This is a genomic window from Enterobacter sp. 200527-13 (genome assembly GCF_027924865.1).
Lineage (GTDB): Bacteria > Pseudomonadota > Gammaproteobacteria > Enterobacterales > Enterobacteriaceae > Enterobacter > Enterobacter ludwigii.
Genome location: NZ_BSCM01000014.1, coordinates 1 through 19,874, shown reverse-complemented (window position 1 = coordinate 19,874; position 19,874 = coordinate 1). Strand labels below are relative to the sequence as shown.

The following is a 19,874-nucleotide window of genomic DNA, read 5'->3' as shown; positions in this document are numbered from 1 at the left end:
CATACCGTATAAAGGGTGCTACATTATACCGCCCACCCAACGTCAGCAATGGCCAGGCAACGCCGTAAAGATCGGTAAAGCCTGCAACCATGACCTTGTACTACGGTCTAACAGGTACGTGGTTACGCAATGCGTGACTTTCACCGACTTTATATAGGTTCCCATTATTTTGTCACAATCCAAATTCAAACGCGCGTTTCTGCACCCGCGTTACTGGTTCACATGGTTTGGTCTTGGCGTGCTCTGGTTACTGGTTCAGCTTCCATATCCCGTAATCCGCATTCTGGGCTCCAGGCTTGGCAGCGCATCGCGCCACTTCCTTAAACGTCGTGAGTCTATTGCGCGTAAAAATCTCGAACTTTGCTTTCCACAGTACAATGCGGAACAGCGCGAAAAATTGATTGCTGAAAACTTTAAATCTATCGGCATGGCTCTGCTTGAAACCGGTATGGCATGGTTCTGGTCTGATGAACGTGTTCGTAAATGGTTTGATGTGGAAGGCCTGGATAACCTGAAACGTGCCCAGATGCAAAACCGCGGCGTGATGGTGGTCGGCGTTCACTTTATGTCTCTGGAACTGGGGGGTCGCGTCATGGGGCTTTGCCAGCCGATGATGGCAACCTACCGTCCGCACAACAGCGCCGTGATGGAATGGGTGCAGACACGTGGTCGTATGCGCTCGAATAAGGCGATGATCAGCCGTAACAACCTGCGCGGCATGGTTGGCGCACTGAAAAAAGGTGAGGCCGTCTGGTTCGCACCGGACCAGGATTATGGCCGTAAAGGCAGTAGCTTCGCTCCGTTCTTTGCGGTGAAAGATGTCGCCACGACCAATGGTACCTTTGTGATTTCACGTCTTTCCGGTGCCTCCATGTTGACCGTCACGATGGTCAGAAAAGCGGATAAATCAGGCTATCGCCTGCATATCTCCCCTGAGATGGCTAACTATCCGGAAAACGAAGGCGAAGCCGCTACGTTCATCAATAAAGTTATCGAAATGGAAATCATGCGTGCGCCTGAGCAATATCTCTGGATGCATCGCCGTTTCAAAACACGCCCTCTTGGCGAAGCCTCGCTGTATATCTAAATTCCAGAAGGTTAGTTTCGTTAAGAAACTAACCTTTTCAATGACCTGTAATCACGCTGTGTACTGTCTTTCTTTGCGTCGCTCAAAGTGAATTTATTGCGTTCTGAAATCAAACTGTCGCCGTTCCACGACACTTGTAAGTGACGGAAATTATTTAAAAAAATCCCTCTTGTCACCCCCCATTTTTAGGCGTACATTAGCGCCGTCTGGCAACAGGAAAGCACAGAATTCTGAGCGGGAGTCAGCGGTATTACGGGAAAAATCTTATTTCCGCTATAAGCCAACTTCAGCTCTCTATAATCAGGTGGACTCTGTTTTTAAATGCGTACCACAAGATACGCGGAGCGATGAAACGTGAAATATTTCTTTATGGGCATTTCGGTGATTGTTTTAGTCTGGGCCGGAACGTTTGCCCTGATGATCTAGTGAAGAACATGCAGTCAAAAAAACAGGAGCCGATGGCTCCTGTTTTTTTATGTCATGATGACGCGTGATGTTCGGTGACGCTTTTCGATGAGAGAAGTCCGTCGGCGCGGAACATACTCTTGATGCCCCTCACCGCCTGCCGGATGCGGTCACTGTTTTCAATCAGAGCGAATCGCACATGGGTGTCGCCATAATCACCAAAGCCAATGCCCGGCGAGACACATACCTTCGCGTCCTGCAGCAGCTTTTTGGCAAACTCCAGCGATCCCATTGCCGCATACGGCTCCGGAATTTTAGCCCAGACGTACATGGACGCTTTTGGCATGTCCACCATCCAGCCAGCTTCATGCAACCCTTTGACCAGCACATCACGGCGACGCTTATACTGCGCAGCAATCTCATGCACACACTGCTGATCGCCTTCAAGTGCTGCAATAGCCGCGACCTGAAGCGGGGTAAAGGTACCGTAGTCGTGATAACTCTTGATGCGCGCCAGGGCATTCACCAGCGTCTTGTTGCCCACCATAAAGCCGATGCGCCAGCCAGCCATGTTGTAGCTTTTCGACAGCGTAAAGAACTCAACCGCCACATCGCGTGCGCCAGGAACCTGCATAATCGAAGGGGCTTTCCAGCCGTCATAGACAATATCGGCATAGGCTAAATCATGCACCACCAGCACGTCGTAACGTTTGGCCAGGGCGACCACTTTTTCAAAGAAATCGAGCTCTACGCACTGCGCCGTCGGGTTCGACGGAAAACCGAGGATCATCATCTTAGGTTTCGGATAGCTTTCGCGAATCGCACGTTCCAGTTCGTTAAAGAAATCGACCCCTTCCACCAGTGGTACGGAGCGAACCTGCGCTCCGGCAATCACTGCGCCATAAATGTGAATCGGGTAGCTCGGATTGGGCACCAGTACGGTATCACCATGATCCAGTGTCGCCAGCATCAGGTGCGCCAGACCTTCTTTTGAGCCGATGGTGACAATCGCCTCGCTTTCAGGGTCGATATCAACCTGGTAGCGATCCTGATACCAGCGAGAAATTGCACGACGTAATCGAGGAATACCGCGAGAGGTGGAGTAGCCGTGCGTATCCGGACGCTGAGCAACCGTACATAACTTCTCAACAATATGCGGCGGTGTTGGGCCGTCAGGGTTACCCATGCTGAAATCAATAATGTCTTCGCCGCGCCGACGCGCAGCCATTTTCAGTTCAGCAGTGATGTTGAATACATAAGGGGGGAGACGATCGATACGCGTAAAACGGCGTTCAGGACTGAATTCAGCCATAGATTCCTCAGATTAACGTTAGCGCCCGGACCGTCCGAGCGACGCTGCCACCGATGTGGCATGTTTAGAAAATAACCTGAAAAAAAACATGCTGTCGAGAGGGAAATGAAAAAAAAGAGTGCGCGCTAAAATCGGAACCCTGCTGCATTGAAAAGCGGAAGCGTCCGAAGTGACAGCCTCTTTCTGATATCTGTTGTGTAACACGATGATATCAAAACCGTTACCTGCTCAGGCGTTATCACAAAAAAATCGGGAGACTTCAGCCCTCTCCTGATAATCCCCTTTGCAAAACAGGTTTTTTCCCCATTTGATAAACCTGACGGATAGCTGGTCAATACGCGCCAGGTTTTTTATCATGGTTCTTTCCCGTTTTCCCTGGTCTACTCGTGCACGAAATATTCAATATGCTGCTGGCAGTTTTTGACCGTGCGGCATTAATGCTGATTTGCCTGTTTTTCCTCATCCGCATTCGCCTGTTCCGTGAGCTTTTGCACAAGTCTGCGCACTCGCCAAAAGAGCTGCTGGCCGTAACCGCGATCTTCTCGCTGTTCGCGTTGTTCAGCACATGGTCCGGCGTGCCGGTCGAGGGATCGCTGGTTAACGTGCGTATCATTGCCGTCATGTCCGGCGGGATTTTGTTTGGCCCGTGGGTCGGCGTCATCACCGGACTGATTGCCGGTACGCACCGTTACCTGATTGATATCGGTGGCGTGACGGCAATTCCCTGTTTTATTACCAGTATTATTGCCGGGGTACTGTCAGGATGGATTAACCGCAAGATCCCGAAAAAGCAGCGCTGGCGCGCCGGGATCATCGCCGGCATGGTGTGCGAAACGCTGACCATGATCCTGGTGGTGGTGTGGGCCCCCACTATCGCACTGGGGCTGGATATCGTTTCGAAAATCGGTATTCCCATGATCCTCGGCAGCGTCTGCATCGGTTTTATCGTGCTGCTGGTACAAAGCGTTGAGGGAGAAAAAGAGGCCAGTGCCGCGCGTCAGGCGAAGCTGGCGCTGGATATCGCCAACAAAACGCTGCCACTCTTCCGCCATGTGAACGCGGAGTCGTTACGTCAGGTCTGCGATATAATCCGCCGCGATATTCATGCCGATGCGGTCGCCATTACCAATAACGACCACGTACTGGCTTACGTCGGCGTCGGGGAACACAATTACCGCGATAATGACGATACCATTAGCCCCACCACCCGACAGGCGATCAACTACGGTAAAATCATCATTAAGAACAATGATGAAGCTCACCGAACGCCGGAAATCCACTCCATGCTGGTGATTCCGCTGTGGGAAAAAGGCGTGGTAACGGGCACGCTAAAAATCTACTACTGCCACGCGCACCAGATCACCTCCACGCTTCAGGAGATGGCCATCGGCCTGTCGCAAATTATCTCTACCCAGCTGGAAGTTTCCCGTGCAGAACAGCTGCGCGAGATGGCAAATAAGGCAGAACTGCGCGCGCTTCAGAGCAAAATCAATCCTCATTTTCTGTTTAACGCGCTGAACGCCATCTCGTCCTCCATCCGGATGAATCCGGACACCGCGCGTCAGCTTATATTCAATCTGTCGCGCTACCTGCGCTACAACATTGAACTGAACGATGATGAGCAGATCGACATCAAAAAAGAGCTGTATCAGATCAAGGACTATATTGCGATTGAGCAGGCCCGTTTTGGCGACAAGCTCACGGTGATTTACGATATCGATGAAGAGGTCAACTGTGTGATCCCAAGCCTGCTGATCCAGCCGCTGGTGGAAAACGCGATTGTTCACGGCATTCAGCCGTGTAAAGGTAAAGGCGTGGTCACCATCAGCGTAACCGAAAGCGGTAACCGCGTGCGCATTGCCGTGCGCGATACCGGCCACGGTATTGATCCAAAAGTCATTGAGCGCGTGGAGTCTAACGAAATGCCGGGCAATAAAATTGGACTGCTGAACGTGCACCATCGGGTCAAGCTGTTGTTCGGCGACGGACTGCACATTCACCGTCTCGAACCCGGCACCGAAATTGCTTTTTACGTCCCGAATGAACGCTCCCCCGTTCATGCGGCGACATCACTGTTGCCATAGGCCGGAGTAATCAATGAAAGTCATCATCGTGGAAGATGAAATTCTGGCTCAACAGGAGCTGAGCTGGCTTATCAAAACGCACAGCCAGATGGAGATTGTGGGTACCTTTGAGGATGGTCTGGACGTGCTCAAGTTCTTGCAGCATAACCGGGTCGACGCCATTTTTCTGGATATCAACATTCCATCACTGGACGGTGTATTACTGGCGCAAAATATTAATCAGTTTGCCCATAAGCCGTTTATTGTTTTCGTTACCGCCTGGAAAGAGCACGCCGTAGAAGCCTTCGAACTGGAAGCGTTTGACTATATTCTGAAGCCTTACCAGGAATCGCGTATTGTCAGCATGCTGCAAAAGCTGGAAGCCGCATGGCAACAACAGGCCACGCCTGCTAACGCAAGCCCGGCGATACGTGAAAACGACACCATAAACCTGGTCAAGGATGAACGCATCATCGTGACGCCTATCGACGATATCTACTATGCCGAAGCGCACGAGAAGATGACGTTTGTCTATACACGGCGTGAATCGTACGTGATGGCAATGAACATCACCGAGTTTTGCAACAAACTGCCGGCGGCGCACTTTTTCCGCTGCCACCGTTCGTTTTGCGTCAATCTAAACAAGATCCGCGAGATCGAACCGTGGTTTAACAACACCTATATTTTGCGTCTGAAGGATCTTGATTTTCAGGTCCCGGTGAGTCGCAGCAAGGTGAAAGAGTTCCGCCAGCTGATGCATCTGTAAAAATCCCCTCTCCCGTAGGAGAGGGATAGTCGTCAGAGGATTTGACCCAGTACCTGACGCAGGTGCGCGCCCGAGCCAAGCAGGCCAGGGTTATCGTGCACAATCAGGTACACAGGGATGTCCTGCACATAGCTTCTGAAGCGACCTTTGTCTTCAAACGCACCGCGAAAGCCTGAGGCAGTAAAGAAGTCGAGGAAACGCGGTACGATCCCGCCCGCGATATAGACTCCCCCGAAGGTACCCAGCGTCAGCGCCAGGTTGCCGCCAAACCGTCCCATGATCACACAGAACAGCGACAGCGCACGGCGACAGTCGATGCAGCTGTCCGCCAGCGCGCGCTCGGTCACATCTTTTGGCTGCAGATTCTCCGGCAGACGGCCGTCTGATTTTACAATCGCACGGTACAGATTCACCAGACCCGGACCGGAAAGCACGCGCTCGGCGGAGACGTGGCCGATTTCAGCGCGCAGCTCTTCGAGGATAATGCCCTCTTCTTCGCTGTTGGGCGCAAAGTCCACGTGACCGCCCTCACCCGGCAGGCTTACCCAGCGCTGGTCGACGTGAACCAGATGTGAAACGCCAAGACCGGTACCGGCACCGTAGACCGCAATCGGCTTACCTTCTACTGGCGCTGTACCGCCAAACTGAATCAGATGCTCTGGCTTCAGCATCGGGATCGCCATGGACACGGCAGTAAAGTCATTGATGATTTCAAGATGCGCAAAACCCAGTTTTTTTTTCATCTCAGCGATGGAAAATGCCCAGACATGGTTGGTCATCGCCACCCAGTCACCGGTAATCGGGCAGGCAATGGCGATACATCCGTCTTCGATGCTCACCTGTTGCTCTTCAAGATAGACCCGAACAACGGCCTCAAGACTTGGATAATCCAGCCCTGAATAGGTTTTCGCCCGGGAAATTTCACCGCTATTTACATCGCATAGGGCAAGGCGAGCATTCGTGCCGCCCACATCGCCTACCAAAGCATACTTTGTCATTCTTCTACTGCTCCGCTAAAGTCAGAATAAATCTTTGGGACACTGTAAGTTCAAGGCGTGATAACAACAACGACCGGAAGGTGAATGCCCGTGGATTATCGATCTTCGTCACAGAATAACTTTACCGTTTCAGCACCTTTTGCACTATTGCCATAAAGCTGATTGTGCAAAGTAACGTAATAGCGTTTTGTACAAGGAAATCATCATGCTCCATCCGCGAGCCAGAACCATGCTCTTACTGGCAATACCGGCGCTGATCATTGGCGTTGCCTCAAGTCTGGTGCTCATTGTCGTGATGAAAGTCGCGTCGGTGTTGCAGGCGATGTTATGGACGGCGCTTCCTGCACAACTGGGCGTCAGCGTGGATTCGCCGGGATGGATCATGTTGATGCTGACGCTCACCGGCGTTGCGGTGGGTCTGGTGATCCGCTTTAGCCCCGGGCACGCCGGGCCTGATCCGGCGCTTGAGCCACTGATCGGTGCGCCCGTTCCCCCCTCGGCGCTGCCGGGGCTGATTATCGCGTTGATCCTGGGTCTGGCGGGCGGTGTCAGCCTTGGTCCTGAACACCCCATCATGGCGGTAAACATTGGTATGGCGGTCTTTCTCGGTTCGCGCATTTTACCCCGGGTCGGTGCGCTGGACTGGACCATCCTCGCCTCTGCAGGCACCATCGGGGCGCTTTTCGGCACGCCCGTTGCCGCCGCCCTTATTTTTTCTCAGACGCTTACCAGCAATAACGACGTCCCGCTCTGGGATAAACTCTTTGCGCCGCTGATGGCCGCTGCGGCTGGTGCGCTCACGACCAGTCTGTTTTTCCATCCTCATTTCTCACTCTCTCTGCCCCACTACGGTCAGATGCATATTGCCGATATTTTCAGCGGTGCCATCGTCGTCGCGATCGCCATTGCACTCGGGATGATTGCGGTATGGTGCCTTCCGCGCCTGCACCGTCTGGTGCACCGGCTGAAGCACCCGGTGCTGATTCTGGGGGCGGGTGGTCTGATGCTGGGCGTATTAGGGGCTATCGGCGGAACGGTAACGCTGTTTAAAGGCCTTGATGAAATGCAGCAGTTGGCTTTCAGCCAGGTGTTCAGCGTGTCTGATTACCTGCTGTTTGCGCTGGTTAAACTGGCGGCGCTGGTGGTGGCTGCAGCATGTGGGTTCCGCGGTGGGCGTATCTTCCCGGCGGTGTTTATCGGCGTGGCATTGGGGCTGATGCTGCATGAGCATGTGGATGCGGTGCCGGCAGCGATAACGGTCTCTTGCTCAATTCTGGGGCTGGTGCTGGTGGTGACGCGCGATGCCTGGCTGAGCCTGTTTATGGCGGCGGTAGTGGTGCCGGATTCAACGCTCTTCCCCCTGCTCTGTATCGTGATGTTGCCCGCCTGGCTCCTGCTGGCGGGCAAACCGATGATGATGGCCTGGCGAAACGACAAGTAGTCAGGCGTTATTACGCGCTTCCAGAGCTTTGGTAAGCGCCCCGAGCAGCGGCGGGATATCCGCTTTCGGGAGCATCACCTCAATCAACGAGAGCCGCTCGTGGTGCGCCACTTTTTCAAGTACGTCCGCCAGCTGTTCCGCTTCACTGACCCGCCAGCACTCAGACTGAGGATCGAGGCTCAACGCCTGTGGAATGTGCGTCCAGTTCCATAAAGCAATGTCGTTATACCGCTGCTCCGCCCCGTGGATAGCCCTTTCAACCGTGTAGCCTTCGTTGTTGAGCACCAGAATAATGGGGTGCTGTTTATCACGCAGCATCGAGCCTAGTTCCTGAATGGTGAGCTGGGCCGCGCCATCCCCCGTCAGCACAATCACGCGCCGGTTCGGGCATGCGGTTTGTGCACCAAACGCCGCCGCCAGCGTGTAACCAATCGAGCCCCACAGCGGCTGGACGATAAAGTTAACATCAGCCGGTAAACGCAGATCAATCGCACCGAAGGCCGATGTTCCCTGGTCGGCAAGGATAATGTCCCCCGGGCGAATAAAGGTTTGCAACGTTCTCCAGAAATTCTCCTGGGTAAGCGAACCGTCCGGCTGCGGGAACGGTATTGCGCCGGATGATGACGACATAAGGCCAGCATGCACGTGCTGTTTGCAGAGTTCGACAAGCGTCTCAATCGCCTGGTTCATTGGGATGCCGGTAAACCAGACATCCCCGACGCGTGCGGCATGCGGCTGGACTTCAATGGTTTGCGCCGGGGTAAGCTGGTGCGTGAACCCGGCCGTCAGGGTATCGGTAAAACGCGTGCCAACACACAATACCGTGTCAGCCCCTTCAATCGCCTCTTTTACCGCACCGGTGCTGGCTGAACCACTGTATGTACCGTAAAAACCCGCCTGACGCTCGTCGAATATCCCTTTTCCCATCAGCATGGTGGCGTGCGCCATCGGTACCTCTTTCACCCACTTCTGTAGCGCATGCTTCAGGCCATGGCGCAGAACAAGGAAGTCGGCCAGTAGCGCGGTACGTTTGCTCATCGCCAGTTTGTTCTCAGCAGCATCCCGGAACGCTTTCAGGCAGGCGCTATCGGCATGAGCCTGCTTATGAGTGAGAGCGTTTACAGGCGGCGTGGCGGCTTTTTTTGCCACATCGGCGGGTAACATCAGATAACCGGGGCGACGTTCCCGAAGCATGGTTGTCAGCACACGGTCGATTTCATAACAGGCATTTTGTTCGGTAAGGACCGCCTGTGCGACGGTGATCGGCTCGCTCATATGATAAAAGTGACGGAACTCCCCATCCCCCAACGTATGATGCAGCAATTCTCCCCTTTGCTGTGCCGCCGTACCCGGCGCCCCCACAATATGTAAAACCGGGACATGCTCGGCATAGCTGCCGGCAATGCCATTCATGGCACTTAACTCCCCAACGCCGAATGTGGTCAGCAGCGCGGCAAAGCCCTTACATCGGGCGTATCCGTCAGCGGCATAGGATGCGTTCAGCTCATTGGCACAGCCCACCCAACAAATATCCGGGCTGTCTATTACGTGGTCGAGAAACTGCAGGTTATAGTCGCCCGGCACGCCAAACAGATGATCGGCACCACAATCTGTAAGACGGTCCAGCAGGTAATCGGCGACGCAGTATGGGGTTCGCATAACAGGTGTCCTTCTGACGTTGACCTCACTTTGAGTATTAAAGAAGCGTGATGGCTGTCCAGAATTGGTCGTAAGAAGGGCATGGAAAGAATGCTTTACAAAAAAGGCTGCGCTATGCTCTTTTTTTTCATGTAAATGTAAACGTATACACTGATTTTTCCTTTCAGCGCCAGAGGGCATCAGAATGGGTTACCAGCCGGACAAAAATCGTTATCAGACAATGCAGTATCGCCGCTGCGGGCAAAGCGGACTCAGGTTGCCCGCTATCTCACTCGGGTTGTGGCACAATTTTGGCGACGCCACGCTTGTCGAAAACAGCCGTCAACTTTTACAACGCGCGTTCGATCTGGGTATTACGCATTTCGACCTTGCCAATAATTATGGTCCTCCTCCCGGCTCAGCCGAACGTAACTTCGGTCGCATTTTGCAGGAAGATTTCCTGCCATGGCGCGACGAGCTGATCATCTCGACCAAAGCGGGTTATACCATGTGGGATGGCCCCTACGGCGACTGGGGGTCACGCAAATATCTGGTTGCCAGCCTGGATCAAAGCCTGAAGCGTATCGGGCTGGAATATGTGGATATCTTCTATCATCACCGTCCTGACCCGCAAACGCCACTGCTGGAAACCATGAAAGCGCTTGACCATGTGGTGCGCCAGGGAAAAGCTCTTTACGTCGGGTTATCAAATTACCCTGCAGAACAGGCCCGTAAGGCTATCGATATCCTGAACGACCTTGGGACGCCGTGTCTGATCCACCAGCCGAAATATTCGATGTTTGAACGTGCGCCAGAGGAAGGCCTGCTGGACGTGCTGCAGGAAAAAGGCGTCGGCTGCATTCCCTTCTCGCCGCTGGCGGGGGGACAGCTGACTAACCGCTACCTGAACGGTATTCCTGCAGACTCGCGTGCGGCAAGCGGCAGTAAGTTCCTTAACCCCGATCAGATCACCGAAGAGAAGCTGGAGAAGGTTCGTCAACTGAACGCGCTGGCGGAAAGCCGCGGCCAGAAACTGTCACAGATGGCGCTGGCGTGGATTTTACGCCACGAGTCGGTAACGTCAGTGCTGATTGGGGCCAGTAAAACTGCCCAGATTGACGATGCCGTGGCAATGCTGGAAAACCGCCATTTCTCGGCGGAAGAACTGGCAATCATTGATGAGATCCTGAACAGCTCAAAATAAAATCACTTTTAGCAAAAAGTGCTCTCATTCATGAATTAGGAGTTGAGGCGATGAAACGAGCCTTTACCAACTCGTAATATTGCGTTAACAGGCCCCACAAAGGCCCCGATCGTGAAGGAGAAAGAGTATGTTCAGGTCACTGATTCTTGCAGCGGTATTACTGGCTTCGGCCCCGCTGATCGCCACTGCGGGCGAAATCACCCTGTTGCCATCAGTTAAATTACAAATTGGCGATCGTGACGACTACGGCAGATACTGGGACGGTGGCTACTGGCGCGACCGTGATTACTGGAACCGTCACTATGAGTGGCGCGGCGACCGCTGGCGCAGACATGATAATGGCCTGCATCGCGGCTGGTACAAAAACAACGCCTATGAACGTGGTTACCGTGAAGGCTGGAACGATCGTGACGACCGCCGCGGTGGCTGGGGTCACGGTGGCAGAGGACACGGTGGTCACGGCCATCATCACTAATGCGTCATCACTAATGCATCATCAGTAATGCAAAAAGGAGCCTCCCGGCTCCTTTTTCTTTCGTTCAACGCGACGCTATAACCCCAGAGCAGTGCCGACCAGGAGCCACAGGTTCAACGACACCACTACCGCCACAATGACCCAACCGGTTCGTTTCACCAGCGTGCTGTTCACCAGTTCGCCCATCAGGCTTTTGTCACTGGTAAAGATCAGCAGCGGCACCAGTGCAAGCGCGATACCAAAACTCAGCAGTACCTGGCTCATGACCAGAATTCTCGTGGGATCCAGCCCCATCAGAATCACAACAAAGGAGGGCAGCATGGTCACGGAGCGACGAACCCAAAGCGGAATGTGGAAACGGACAAAGCCCTGCATCACCACCTGCCCTGCCAGCGTCCCCACAACCGTTGACGAGAGACCGGCCGCCACCAGGCTCAGCCCGAATATCGTGGCAGCAGCGTGGCTCAGTAACGGTTCCAGCGTAAGGTATGCCTGGTCGAGATCGGCAATACCGGTGTGACCGTTAAAATGGAAAGCGGCGGCAGCGGTCGCCATCATCGCCAGGTTCACAAAACCGGCAATGGTCATGGCGATCGCAACATCCCATTTCGTCGCAGAGTAACGCTCTTTGCGCGTCCCGCCGTGCAGGTGCTGAGTCAGCGAGGAATGCAGGTAAATGACATGCGGCATGATGGTTGCGCCCAGCACCCCGGCGGCCAGGAACACCGCTTCAGAGGTTGGCAGGCTCGGGATAATCATCCCTTTGCTGAGCTGTGCCAGATTCGGCTGAGAGAAAATCAGCTCGACGATATAGGCCGCCGCCACAAACAGCAGCAGCCCACCGATAACTTTTTCCAGCGGTTTTTGACCGCGACGCTGCAGCATCAGGATCAGGAAAGTGGCAATCCCGGTGAGCACCGCGCCCTGAAGCAGCGAGACGCCGAGGATCAGTTTAAAACCAATCGCGGCCCCGATGAATTCGGCGAGGTCGGTTGCCATGGCGATAATTTCCGCCTGAACCCAGTAAAGCCATACCGCCGGACGCGGATAGTGATCGCGAATTTGTTCAGCCAGGTTTTTGCCCGTGGCAATCCCCAGCTTCGCGGACAGCATCTGAATCAACATGGCCATCAGGTTAGCCCACACGACCACCCAGAGCAGCTTATAGCCGAAGCTGGCCCCGGCCTGAATATTGGTCGCAAAGTTACCTGGATCGATATAGCCGATGGCAGCAATGAACGCAGGTCCCATTAACGCGAACCGCAACTTGCGCGCTGCTCTGCCACTGCTACCCTCTACGCGACTGTTTGTCATTTCTGCCTCTGGAAATATAGCCTTTGCTATGTTTAATGCTATCAAAATGAGAATGATTATCAAGATCATTTAGTGAGTTTATAGTGATTTCTCTGATAGCTTTGAACAATAGACGGGCGGGTAAGGTGGGGCGATCTAACAAAACCTGCAATCGCGCACGCTTTTGTGAAGACTAGCACACAAACTTAACTTTTCACTCATTTACCTAACATAACAAAAATGTATTGTGGATCACTAATTTTGAGACTCGTCACAGGATGTAACTATAGTGTGTCCTTGATCTCGTTTTCTTTTCGCTTGTTACATAGAATGTGCACGAAAATTAAACCTGCCTCATATTTGGAGCAAATATGGACCGCGTCCTTCATTTTGTCCTGGCACTCGTTGTCGTTACTGCGCTTGCGTTACTGGTCAGCCATGACCGTAAAAAAATCCGCATCCGCTTTGTTGTTCAGCTTCTCGTTATTGAAGTTTTGCTCGCGTGGTTCTTCCTGAACTCCAACGTGGGGCTTGGCTTCGTAAAAGGCTTCTCCGAAATGTTCGAAAAACTGCTCGGATTCGCCAACGAAGGGACGAACTTTGTCTTCGGTAAAATGAACGACGAAGGTCTGGCGTTCTTCTTCCTGAAGGTACTGTGCCCTATCGTCTTCATCTCTGCGCTGATCGGTATTCTGCAACACATTCGTGTTCTGCCCGTCGTTATCCGCGCCATTGGTACCGTACTCTCTAAAGTTAACGGCATGGGTAAACTGGAATCGTTCAACGCCGTCAGCTCCCTGATCCTGGGTCAGTCTGAGAACTTCATCGCCTATAAAGACATCCTCGGTAAGATGTCCCGCAACCGCATGTACACCATGGCAGCCACCGCAATGTCTACCGTCTCCATGTCTATCGTGGGTGCGTATATGACGATGCTGGAACCTAAATACGTGGTTGCCGCGCTGGTCTTGAACATGTTCAGTACCTTTATCGTTCTCTCTCTGATCAACCCGTACCGTGTTGACGAAGGCGAAGAGAACCTGCAGATGGCAAATCTGCATGAAGGTCAGAGCTTCTTCGAAATGCTGGGTGAGTACATTCTGGCTGGTTTCAAAGTGGCGATTATCGTTGCGGCGATGCTGATCGGCTTTATTGCCCTGATTTCTGCTCTGAACGCCCTGTTCGCAGCGGTTCTGGGTATCTCCTTCCAGGGCATTCTGGGCTACATCTTCTACCCGGTTGCCTGGGTGATGGGTGTTCCTGCACATGAAGCGCTGCAGGTAGGCAGTATCATGGCGACCAAACTGGTCTCTAACGAATTCGTTGCAATGATGGATCTGCAGAAAATTGCCAGCACGCTCTCTCCACGCGCGGAAGGCATCCTGTCCGTGTTCCTGGTCTCCTTCGCTAACTTCTCTTCCATCGGTATTATCGCCGGTGCGATTAAAGGTCTGAACGAAGAACAGGGTAACGTGGTTTCTCGCTTCGGTCTGAAGCTGGTTTACGGTTCTACGCTGGTGAGCGTACTGTCTGCCTCTATTGCGGCACTGGTACTGTAACACCTGCAGCGAAATAAAAACCGGGAGCTCAGCTCCCGGTTTTTTTTTATGTCCGTAATTCATTAAGCGGTTTGGGTTTGCCAATCAGGTAACCCTGCAGATAGTCGACCCCGAAGTGAAGCAGCTTCTCCCGCTGTTCCGGCGTTTCAACATACTCGGCCACCACACTCAGTGATTTCGTCTTCGCCAGGTTGCAAATCGACTGCACGATCATCGCATCCATATCATCGGTACAGATATCTTTTACAAAGCACCCGTCAATTTTGATGATGTCCGCCTGCAGACGTCTGAGACGTTCGTAGTTGGCATATCCGGTGCCGAAATCATCAATCGCGATCCGGAAACCGCAGTCCCGCAACTGCTGAATGTTTTTGATACTGCTGCCCGAATTAGAGAAAGCCTGCTCTTCGGTGATCTCAATCACCACCGCCTGTGGTGCTACGCCATAGCGTTCAAAGAGCGAGCAAATCTCGATGGCCACCTCTTTTTGCATCAACGTCAGGGGCATCAGATTGACAGAAAAACGCACTCCGGCATGCGTCGCTGGATGATCGCGCAGCCACACCAGTAATTTTTCCATCACGCACATGTCGAAGCGGTGGCTCAGGTTAAACTGGGCAATCAGCGGTATAAAGCGGTCTGGGGTGATGATCTCGCCCTCGCTTTCCATGCGCGTCAGTATTTCGTAATACCCGCTATCATCTGCCTTCTGGATTGGCTGGGCGTATAAATGAAACTGTCCGGCATCCAAAGCATGTTTAATGCGCGCTAACATCAAAACCCGCTCGGTTGTTTGTCCTGATGCCACCTCGAGGCTATTGGTGAGCGCCAGTACATTATGCGCTCCGCAAGATTGCTCAGCCAGCCAGCTGAGCTGCCCCAGCGTATGGTGTAACTTCTCACCGTTTTCAACCATTCCCCAGGAAGCGCCAAATTCAATATCCAGCCCGGTGTTGTTCCAGACAATCTTACGGCTGTTCAGCTGATCGACCATATGCTGCAGGCGCTCAGCGGTTCCCGGCCCCAGCAATACCAGCACCAGCTCGCTGCCCGGGAGCTGGAAAAGCCGCTCATCTTTTTGCAAAAATGGCTGCAGCGAGGTGGTCACCATCCGTTTGCAATGTACCCGCATAAGAATGCCGTAGTGACGACTCAAGAACTCGAGGTTGTCCATTCGCAGACAGCACACTTTGGCATCAGGGTGGTCCTGCAAAAAATCTTCCAGTGCACGAATGTTCGGTAAACCGGTCAGCGGATCGGTTAGCGCCCTGTCCTGCCAGTCCTGCTTCAGCCACTCGCTGCGCTGATAAATCCGCGACATGTAGAGCAAACAGATGGCGAAAGAGATAAGGACAGACAAAATAAAGGAGAGCGAATGGCCTGACTCCACACCATTGAGGAAATTATAGTTATAGGTCAACAGCAGAAGTGCGGATGCCGCCCAGAAAAGAGAAATGAGCGCGTAGCTCAGGCGACTGATCCCTAACGTAAAGAGAATAAAAATCACTGGCATTAAATAGCCCGCAATAATAGGTGACTCAAAAGGAGCACATAAAATTGCGAGGATGACGATTAAAAGCATCAGCCAGACTAATATATATAGCGATTTCTTTTGAAAAAACACGGGCTTCACACTGCGTCGCCAGAAGGTGATGGCATAACGTGGATTAATTATCATTCTTAACGGGTAATAGAACATCATGGTAAATATCAACGCCGCGCAGATCAGACTTTGTATATCGACTACGTTATAAATTGCGGTACCTTCACCGAAGAAGGTTGAGATAGTAACCGGGAAATGGAACAAATAACCTGCCAGGTACATCGACACTTTTATGCCTATCGGTACCATAAAGCCGAGCCAAAATATCCGTAACCCAATATGCTTGTTCGGCACGCAGTAGCGCCAGCGCTTGCCCAGTATGATCCTGAGGATGCCGCACCCCGCAAACACCGAGAACGTCTGACAGAACAATAAAACTGAATATTGTAGCGGTGCTAAATCAATGCTGAATATATTAGTGATAGTAAAACTTAACAGAACAGGAATAACCGCCCGACGCCCAAATACCAGAATAACCGCCAGCATTACGCTTAAAGGCAGCCATGCTAAATATACGTCATGACCATTAACAACAGCGCGCGGAGAGATATAACGGGAGAATGGCACCGCAACCAGGCAAAGTGCCAGGGCAGTTATAAATATCTTTACATTATTGTAAGTTTTTCTATTCATTAAGTTAGATAATCTATTTTCCATTCGTATCATTGACCGGATGGATAATAGGTTTATTAATTGCGCGAATCAAGTTGAAGTCTATTTATAGACCGCTTTATTGATTTTGATTGAGGTGAGGTACAAAAACACCTCTATTTCAGCAACAAATTAGGGTGAAGAGGTTTACAAAAGCATAAAAAAACCCCCGTCTTTCGACGAGGGTTCAAATTTTGGTGGAGCTAAGCGGGATCGAACCGCTGACCTCTTGCATGCCATGCAAGCGCTCTCCCAGCTGAGCTATAGCCCCACATGTTGACTTTACTGACCGCACTCTGTTGGGTTCAGAGTGTGGTGGAGCTAAGCGGGATCGAACCGCTGACCTCTTGCATGCCATGCAAGCGCTCTCCCAGCTGAGCTATAGCCCCATCGTAAAGCTGTCATGTTGACGGGCGGCATAATATGAATTCCGCTGCGGAGTGTCAACGGCAAAATCAATGACGGCGGTTCAATCGCCGAAAAATCATGCAAATGAATCACTTTGCGAGTCTGCTCGCAGTCATGAGTTAAGCCTGTCACATTTTCCTCTAAAACGGTGCTATAAAATGAGCCGTTAATTAACCCCACGAATATTCAGGAAATTGCATGATCAAGGAACGAATGACGCCAGAAGAGTTAGCCCTGCTCACTGGCTATAGCCGCCAGACCATCAATAAATGGGTACGCAAAGAGGGTTGGATTACATCGCCAAAACCAGGAGTCCAGGGCGGCAAAGCGCGTCTGGTGCACGTTAATGAAAAAGTGCGTGAGTTTATCCGCAGCGCGCGCCGGGCAAGTGAAACGGCTGAGATACCAGAAAGTGCCAGCCATGATGGCTCGCTTCACTCCCTGCTCCTGACGCTGGCAAATGAAATGACGCCGGAAGAGCAAAGGCAGATGACATCACTGTTACTGCGGGAAGGGATTACCGGATTGTTGCAACGTTTAGGGATACGCGACCAGAACTGATATGAAAAGATTCCGTAGCAAAATGACCACCGAAGAGCTGGCAGAAAATTTGGGTGTTGCACGGCAAACGGTGAACCGCTGGATACGCCAGCAGGGATGGAAAACCGAGGGCGTCAATGGGGTGAAAGGCGGACGTGCACGGCTGATTCACATTGATGCCCGCGTGAAGGAGCACATCATGAGCCTCCCGGCTGTCCGTAACCGTCAGGCGGTGTACCATCTGGCGGAGGTGACATCGTTGTACAGTGACCCCTCCTCTACTTTGCGTCCTGGGATCATCGAGACGCTGGAGAATATGACGCACCTTGAGCAGGAGCGTCTGGATGCCTTACTAAAGCGTGAAGGGATACGCGGCTTTCTTGCACGTCTCGGCATTGCAGAATTTAATGCATAAAAAAACGGCAGGTCTCCCTGCCGTTTTTCATGGTTCAGGCGTTATTACTGCTGGTTTTCGCGCTCAGTAATAAAATCCAGCGCCTTGTTAATGCGCGCTACGCTGCGTGATTTACCAATGGCATGAACGGTAACATCGAGTGCCGGAGACTGACCCGCACCGGTGACTGCCACACGCAGTGGCATACCCACTTTGCCCATACCAACTTCCAGCTCATCTGCCGTCGCCTGAATGGCATGATGCACATTCTCGGCAGTCCAGTCAGTCATCGCCGCCAGTTTGTCACGCACCACTTCGAGTGGCTGACGCGCAACCGGACGCAGGTGCTTCTTCGCCGCGTCCGCGTCGAACTCGTCAAACTCTTCATAGAAGTAGCGGCAGCTTTCAGCGATCTCTTTCAGTGTTTTGCAACGCTCGCCGAGCAGTTTCACCAGTTCCGCCAGTTCAGGGCCAGTACGAGTATCAATATTTGCCTGCTCGATGTGCCACTGCAGGTATGTCGCCACATATTCCGGCTGCATGGTATTGATGTAGTGGTGGTTCAGCCAGAGCAGCTTATCAGTGTTAAACGCGCTCGCAGATTTGCTCACCGCGCCCAGAGAGAACAGATTGATCATCTCTTCACGGCTAAAGATCTCCTGATCGCCGCTGGACCAGCCCAGACGCACCAGATAGTTCAGAAGCGCTTCCGGCAGATAGCCGTCGTCGCGATACTGCATGACGCTGACTGCACCGTGGCGTTTAGACAGTTTTTTGCCGTCGTCGCCATTGATCATGGACACGTGCGCATAGACCGGAACAGGGGCGTTCAGCGCTTTCAGGATGTTGATTTGACGTGGGGTGTTGTTGATATGGTCTTCGCCACGGATAACATGCGTGATTTCCATATCCCAGTCGTCAACCACAACGCAGAAGTTATAGGTTGGGGAACCGTCGGTGCGGCGGATGATCAGATCGTCCAGCTCCTGGTTGCTGAATTCGATCGGGCCACGGATCTGGTCGTCAAAAATTACCGAGCCGTCCTGCGGGTTAGCAAAACGCACCACGCACGGTTCATCAGCTGCATGCTCGCTATGGTCATGGCGGCAGCGGCCGTCATAACGCGGTTTTTCACCCTTCGCCATCTGATCTTCACGCAGCGCATCAAGGCGTTCTTTGGAGCAATAGCATTTATACGCTGTACCCGCGACCAGCATCTCATCAATCACGGCGTTGTAGCGGTCAAAACGTCTGGTCTGGAAATACGGGCCTTCGTCCCACTCCAGATTCAGCCAGTTCATACCATCCATAATGGCTTCAATTGCTTCCGGCGTGGAGCGCTCAAGATCGGTGTCTTCAATACGCAGTACGAACTCACCTTTGTTGTGGCGTGCAAAAAGCCAGGAATAGAGAGCGGTACGTGCACCACCGACGTGCAGATAGCCTGTCGGGCTCGGCGCGAAGCGAGTTTTGATTTTCATGAAATGGCCTTACGTTATAAAGATGCCGGCAATCGGCAAATCCTGGGAAAAAAACAATGGGCAATATTCTATCACTGTGGGGGGATTCCTCAATGTTGATCCCTTTATCGTGAGGGAGTTTGCGATTTTTGTTTAGAAATCATGCGTCATCGCCCGTTTCGCGATCGTTTTGTTTAATTTTACGACGAACGAATAAAAACTTTAGAAAATGCGTTGACTCATTTTCAACTCTCCCTATAATGCGACTCCACACAGCGGGGGTGATTAGCTCAGTTGGTAGAGCATCTCCTTTACACGGAGGGGGTCGGCGGTTCGAGCCCGTCATCACCCACCATCTACTTAAGTAGACTCGCAGTGTAGATAAGTATTGAGATTGGGCGATTAGCTCAGTTGGTAGAGCATCTCCTTTACACGGAGGGGGTCGGCGGTTCGAGCCCGTCATCGCCCACCATTCTCACCTTATCGCAGCAGTTCCGAAATGGGCGATTAGCTCAGTTGGTAGAGCATCTCCTTTACACGGAGGGGGTCGGCGGTTCGAGCCCGTCATCGCCCACCA

The 19,874-nt window shown here is 52.5% G+C and carries 16 protein-coding genes and 5 tRNA genes; 13 read left to right on the top strand and 8 right to left on the bottom strand.

All coding sequences use genetic code 11. The features are described from left to right. Window positions 1–166: 166 nt before the first annotated feature. Complete coding sequence (gene lpxP, locus QMG44_RS23230; protein ID WP_086532242.1) at window positions 167–1,087, top strand: kdo(2)-lipid IV(A) palmitoleoyltransferase; 921 nt, start codon at window positions 167–169, stop codon at window positions 1,085–1,087. A gap of 354 nt (window positions 1,088–1,441) precedes the next feature. Continuing rightward, window positions 1,442–1,513: a membrane protein YpdK gene (ypdK, locus tag QMG44_RS23225; RefSeq protein WP_099458937.1), complete on the top strand. Its 72-nt coding sequence runs from the start codon at window positions 1,442–1,444 to the stop codon at window positions 1,511–1,513. Window positions 1,514–1,565: 52 nt separating this feature from the next. On the opposite strand, the gene alaC is transcribed toward ypdK, so the two are convergent. Then, window positions 1,566–2,804, bottom strand: coding sequence for an alanine transaminase (alaC, locus tag QMG44_RS23220; RefSeq protein WP_025203511.1), 1,239 nt, complete (start codon window positions 2,802–2,804; stop codon window positions 1,566–1,568). Window positions 2,805–3,190: 386 nt separating this feature from the next. Between alaC and QMG44_RS23215 the strand changes: the two genes are divergently transcribed. Together QMG44_RS23215 and QMG44_RS23210 are read left to right on the top strand one after the other, a co-directional pair. Then, window positions 3,191–4,888, top strand: coding sequence for a sensor histidine kinase (locus QMG44_RS23215; protein WP_025203510.1), 1,698 nt, complete (start codon window positions 3,191–3,193; stop codon window positions 4,886–4,888). Between the two features lie 13 nt (window positions 4,889–4,901). After that, on the top strand, window positions 4,902–5,633 hold the full coding sequence (locus QMG44_RS23210) for a LytTR family DNA-binding domain-containing protein (RefSeq protein ID WP_025203509.1): 732 nt from the start codon (window positions 4,902–4,904) through the stop codon (window positions 5,631–5,633). Between the two features lie 32 nt (window positions 5,634–5,665). Here the strand turns inward: QMG44_RS23210 and glk are convergent, their stop codons facing one another. Beyond that, complete coding sequence (glk, locus tag QMG44_RS23205) at window positions 5,666–6,631, bottom strand: glucokinase (RefSeq protein ID WP_086532241.1); 966 nt, start codon at window positions 6,629–6,631, stop codon at window positions 5,666–5,668. A 205-nt stretch (window positions 6,632–6,836) separates the two neighbouring features. Here glk and QMG44_RS23200 point away from each other — a divergent pair, with 205 nt between their 5' ends. Further along, entirely contained in the window at window positions 6,837–8,072 is a 1,236-nt protein-coding gene (locus QMG44_RS23200; protein WP_047356581.1) for an ion channel protein, read from the top strand. Here the strand turns inward: QMG44_RS23200 and ipdC are convergent, their stop codons facing one another. Continuing rightward, window positions 8,073–9,731 (bottom strand): indolepyruvate decarboxylase, encoded by a 1,659-nt coding sequence (ipdC, locus tag QMG44_RS23195; RefSeq protein WP_040018082.1) that lies wholly within the window; start codon window positions 9,729–9,731, stop codon window positions 8,073–8,075. It lies immediately after the preceding gene. 184 nt (window positions 9,732–9,915) lie between these two features. Here ipdC and mgrA point away from each other — a divergent pair, with 184 nt between their 5' ends. Both mgrA and QMG44_RS23185 read left to right on the top strand, forming a co-directional pair. Further along, the gene (mgrA, locus tag QMG44_RS23190) at window positions 9,916–10,914 is read left to right on the top strand and encodes an L-glyceraldehyde 3-phosphate reductase (RefSeq protein WP_086532240.1); all 999 of its coding nucleotides are present in this window, start codon (window positions 9,916–9,918) and stop codon (window positions 10,912–10,914) included. Between the two features lie 127 nt (window positions 10,915–11,041). Next, entirely contained in the window at window positions 11,042–11,389 is a 348-nt protein-coding gene (locus QMG44_RS23185; RefSeq protein WP_014171067.1) for a DUF2502 domain-containing protein, read from the top strand. Window positions 11,390–11,464: 75 nt separating this feature from the next. On the opposite strand, the gene QMG44_RS23180 is transcribed toward QMG44_RS23185, so the two are convergent. Further along, window positions 11,465–12,703, bottom strand: a complete 1,239-nt coding sequence (locus tag QMG44_RS23180; protein WP_020883097.1) for an Nramp family divalent metal transporter — start codon at window positions 12,701–12,703, stop codon at window positions 11,465–11,467. A gap of 350 nt (window positions 12,704–13,053) precedes the next feature. Between QMG44_RS23180 and QMG44_RS23175 the strand changes: the two genes are divergently transcribed. Beyond that, complete coding sequence (locus QMG44_RS23175; RefSeq protein ID WP_014171069.1) at window positions 13,054–14,241, top strand: NupC/NupG family nucleoside CNT transporter; 1,188 nt, start codon at window positions 13,054–13,056, stop codon at window positions 14,239–14,241. Between the two features lie 46 nt (window positions 14,242–14,287). Here QMG44_RS23175 and QMG44_RS23170 read toward each other — a convergent pair whose 3' ends face one another. The 3 genes from QMG44_RS23170 to QMG44_RS23160 all read right to left on the bottom strand — a co-directional run bounded on the left by QMG44_RS23170 (window position 14,288) and on the right by QMG44_RS23160 (window position 16,884). Further along, a complete protein-coding gene (locus tag QMG44_RS23170; protein ID WP_086532239.1) occupies window positions 14,288–16,477 on the bottom strand; it encodes an EAL domain-containing protein in 2,190 nt (729 codons plus the stop codon). Window positions 16,478–16,690: 213 nt separating this feature from the next. Next, window positions 16,691–16,766: transfer RNA gene (locus QMG44_RS23165), tRNA-Ala, on the bottom strand. Window positions 16,767–16,808: 42 nt separating this feature from the next. Continuing rightward, window positions 16,809–16,884 (bottom strand) — tRNA-Ala (locus QMG44_RS23160). A 217-nt stretch (window positions 16,885–17,101) separates the two neighbouring features. On the opposite strand from QMG44_RS23160, the gene QMG44_RS23155 reads away from it, so the two are divergent. Together QMG44_RS23155 and QMG44_RS23150 are read left to right on the top strand one after the other, a co-directional pair. Further along, complete coding sequence (locus tag QMG44_RS23155) at window positions 17,102–17,464, top strand: YfeC-like transcriptional regulator (RefSeq protein ID WP_032680532.1); 363 nt, start codon at window positions 17,102–17,104, stop codon at window positions 17,462–17,464. A gap of 1 nt (window position 17,465) precedes the next feature. Next, window positions 17,466–17,858 (top strand): YfeC-like transcriptional regulator, encoded by a 393-nt coding sequence (locus tag QMG44_RS23150; RefSeq protein ID WP_014171073.1) that lies wholly within the window; start codon window positions 17,466–17,468, stop codon window positions 17,856–17,858. 44 nt (window positions 17,859–17,902) lie between these two features. Here QMG44_RS23150 and gltX read toward each other — a convergent pair whose 3' ends face one another. After that, window positions 17,903–19,318: a glutamate--tRNA ligase gene (gltX, locus tag QMG44_RS23145; RefSeq protein ID WP_086532238.1), complete on the bottom strand. Its 1,416-nt coding sequence runs from the start codon at window positions 19,316–19,318 to the stop codon at window positions 17,903–17,905. Window positions 19,319–19,576: 258 nt separating this feature from the next. Here gltX and QMG44_RS23140 point away from each other — a divergent pair. The 3 genes from QMG44_RS23140 (at window position 19,577) to QMG44_RS23130 (ending at window position 19,874) form a co-directional block, all read left to right on the top strand. Beyond that, window positions 19,577–19,652: transfer RNA gene (locus QMG44_RS23140), tRNA-Val, on the top strand. A 41-nt stretch (window positions 19,653–19,693) separates the two neighbouring features. Further along, window positions 19,694–19,769 (top strand) — tRNA-Val (locus QMG44_RS23135). 29 nt (window positions 19,770–19,798) lie between these two features. Next, a tRNA-Val gene (locus QMG44_RS23130) sits at window positions 19,799–19,874 on the top strand.

What these genes read in the sequence shown, in the direction of transcription:
- alaC (WP_025203511.1), bottom strand. Translation starts at nt 2,804, where the DNA reads ATGGCTGAATTCAGTCCTGAACGCCGTTTTACGCGTATCGATCGTCTC.
- QMG44_RS23210 (WP_025203509.1), top strand. Translation starts at nt 4,902, where the DNA reads ATGAAAGTCATCATCGTGGAAGATGAAATTCTGGCTCAACAGGAGCTG.
- glk (WP_086532241.1), bottom strand. Translation starts at nt 6,631, where the DNA reads ATGACAAAGTATGCTTTGGTAGGCGATGTGGGCGGCACGAATGCTCGC.
- QMG44_RS23200 (WP_047356581.1), top strand. Translation starts at nt 6,837, where the DNA reads ATGCTCCATCCGCGAGCCAGAACCATGCTCTTACTGGCAATACCGGCG.
- ipdC (WP_040018082.1), bottom strand. Translation starts at nt 9,731, where the DNA reads ATGCGAACCCCATACTGCGTCGCCGATTACCTGCTGGACCGTCTTACA.
- mgrA (WP_086532240.1), top strand. Translation starts at nt 9,916, where the DNA reads ATGGGTTACCAGCCGGACAAAAATCGTTATCAGACAATGCAGTATCGC.
- QMG44_RS23185 (WP_014171067.1), top strand. Translation starts at nt 11,042, where the DNA reads ATGTTCAGGTCACTGATTCTTGCAGCGGTATTACTGGCTTCGGCCCCG.
- QMG44_RS23180 (WP_020883097.1), bottom strand. Translation starts at nt 12,703, where the DNA reads ATGACAAACAGTCGCGTAGAGGGTAGCAGTGGCAGAGCAGCGCGCAAG.
- QMG44_RS23175 (WP_014171069.1), top strand. Translation starts at nt 13,054, where the DNA reads ATGGACCGCGTCCTTCATTTTGTCCTGGCACTCGTTGTCGTTACTGCG.
- QMG44_RS23170 (WP_086532239.1), bottom strand. Translation starts at nt 16,477, where the DNA reads ATGAATAGAAAAACTTACAATAATGTAAAGATATTTATAACTGCCCTG.
- QMG44_RS23155 (WP_032680532.1), top strand. Translation starts at nt 17,102, where the DNA reads ATGATCAAGGAACGAATGACGCCAGAAGAGTTAGCCCTGCTCACTGGC.
- QMG44_RS23150 (WP_014171073.1), top strand. Translation starts at nt 17,466, where the DNA reads ATGAAAAGATTCCGTAGCAAAATGACCACCGAAGAGCTGGCAGAAAAT.
- gltX (WP_086532238.1), bottom strand. Translation starts at nt 19,318, where the DNA reads ATGAAAATCAAAACTCGCTTCGCGCCGAGCCCGACAGGCTATCTGCAC.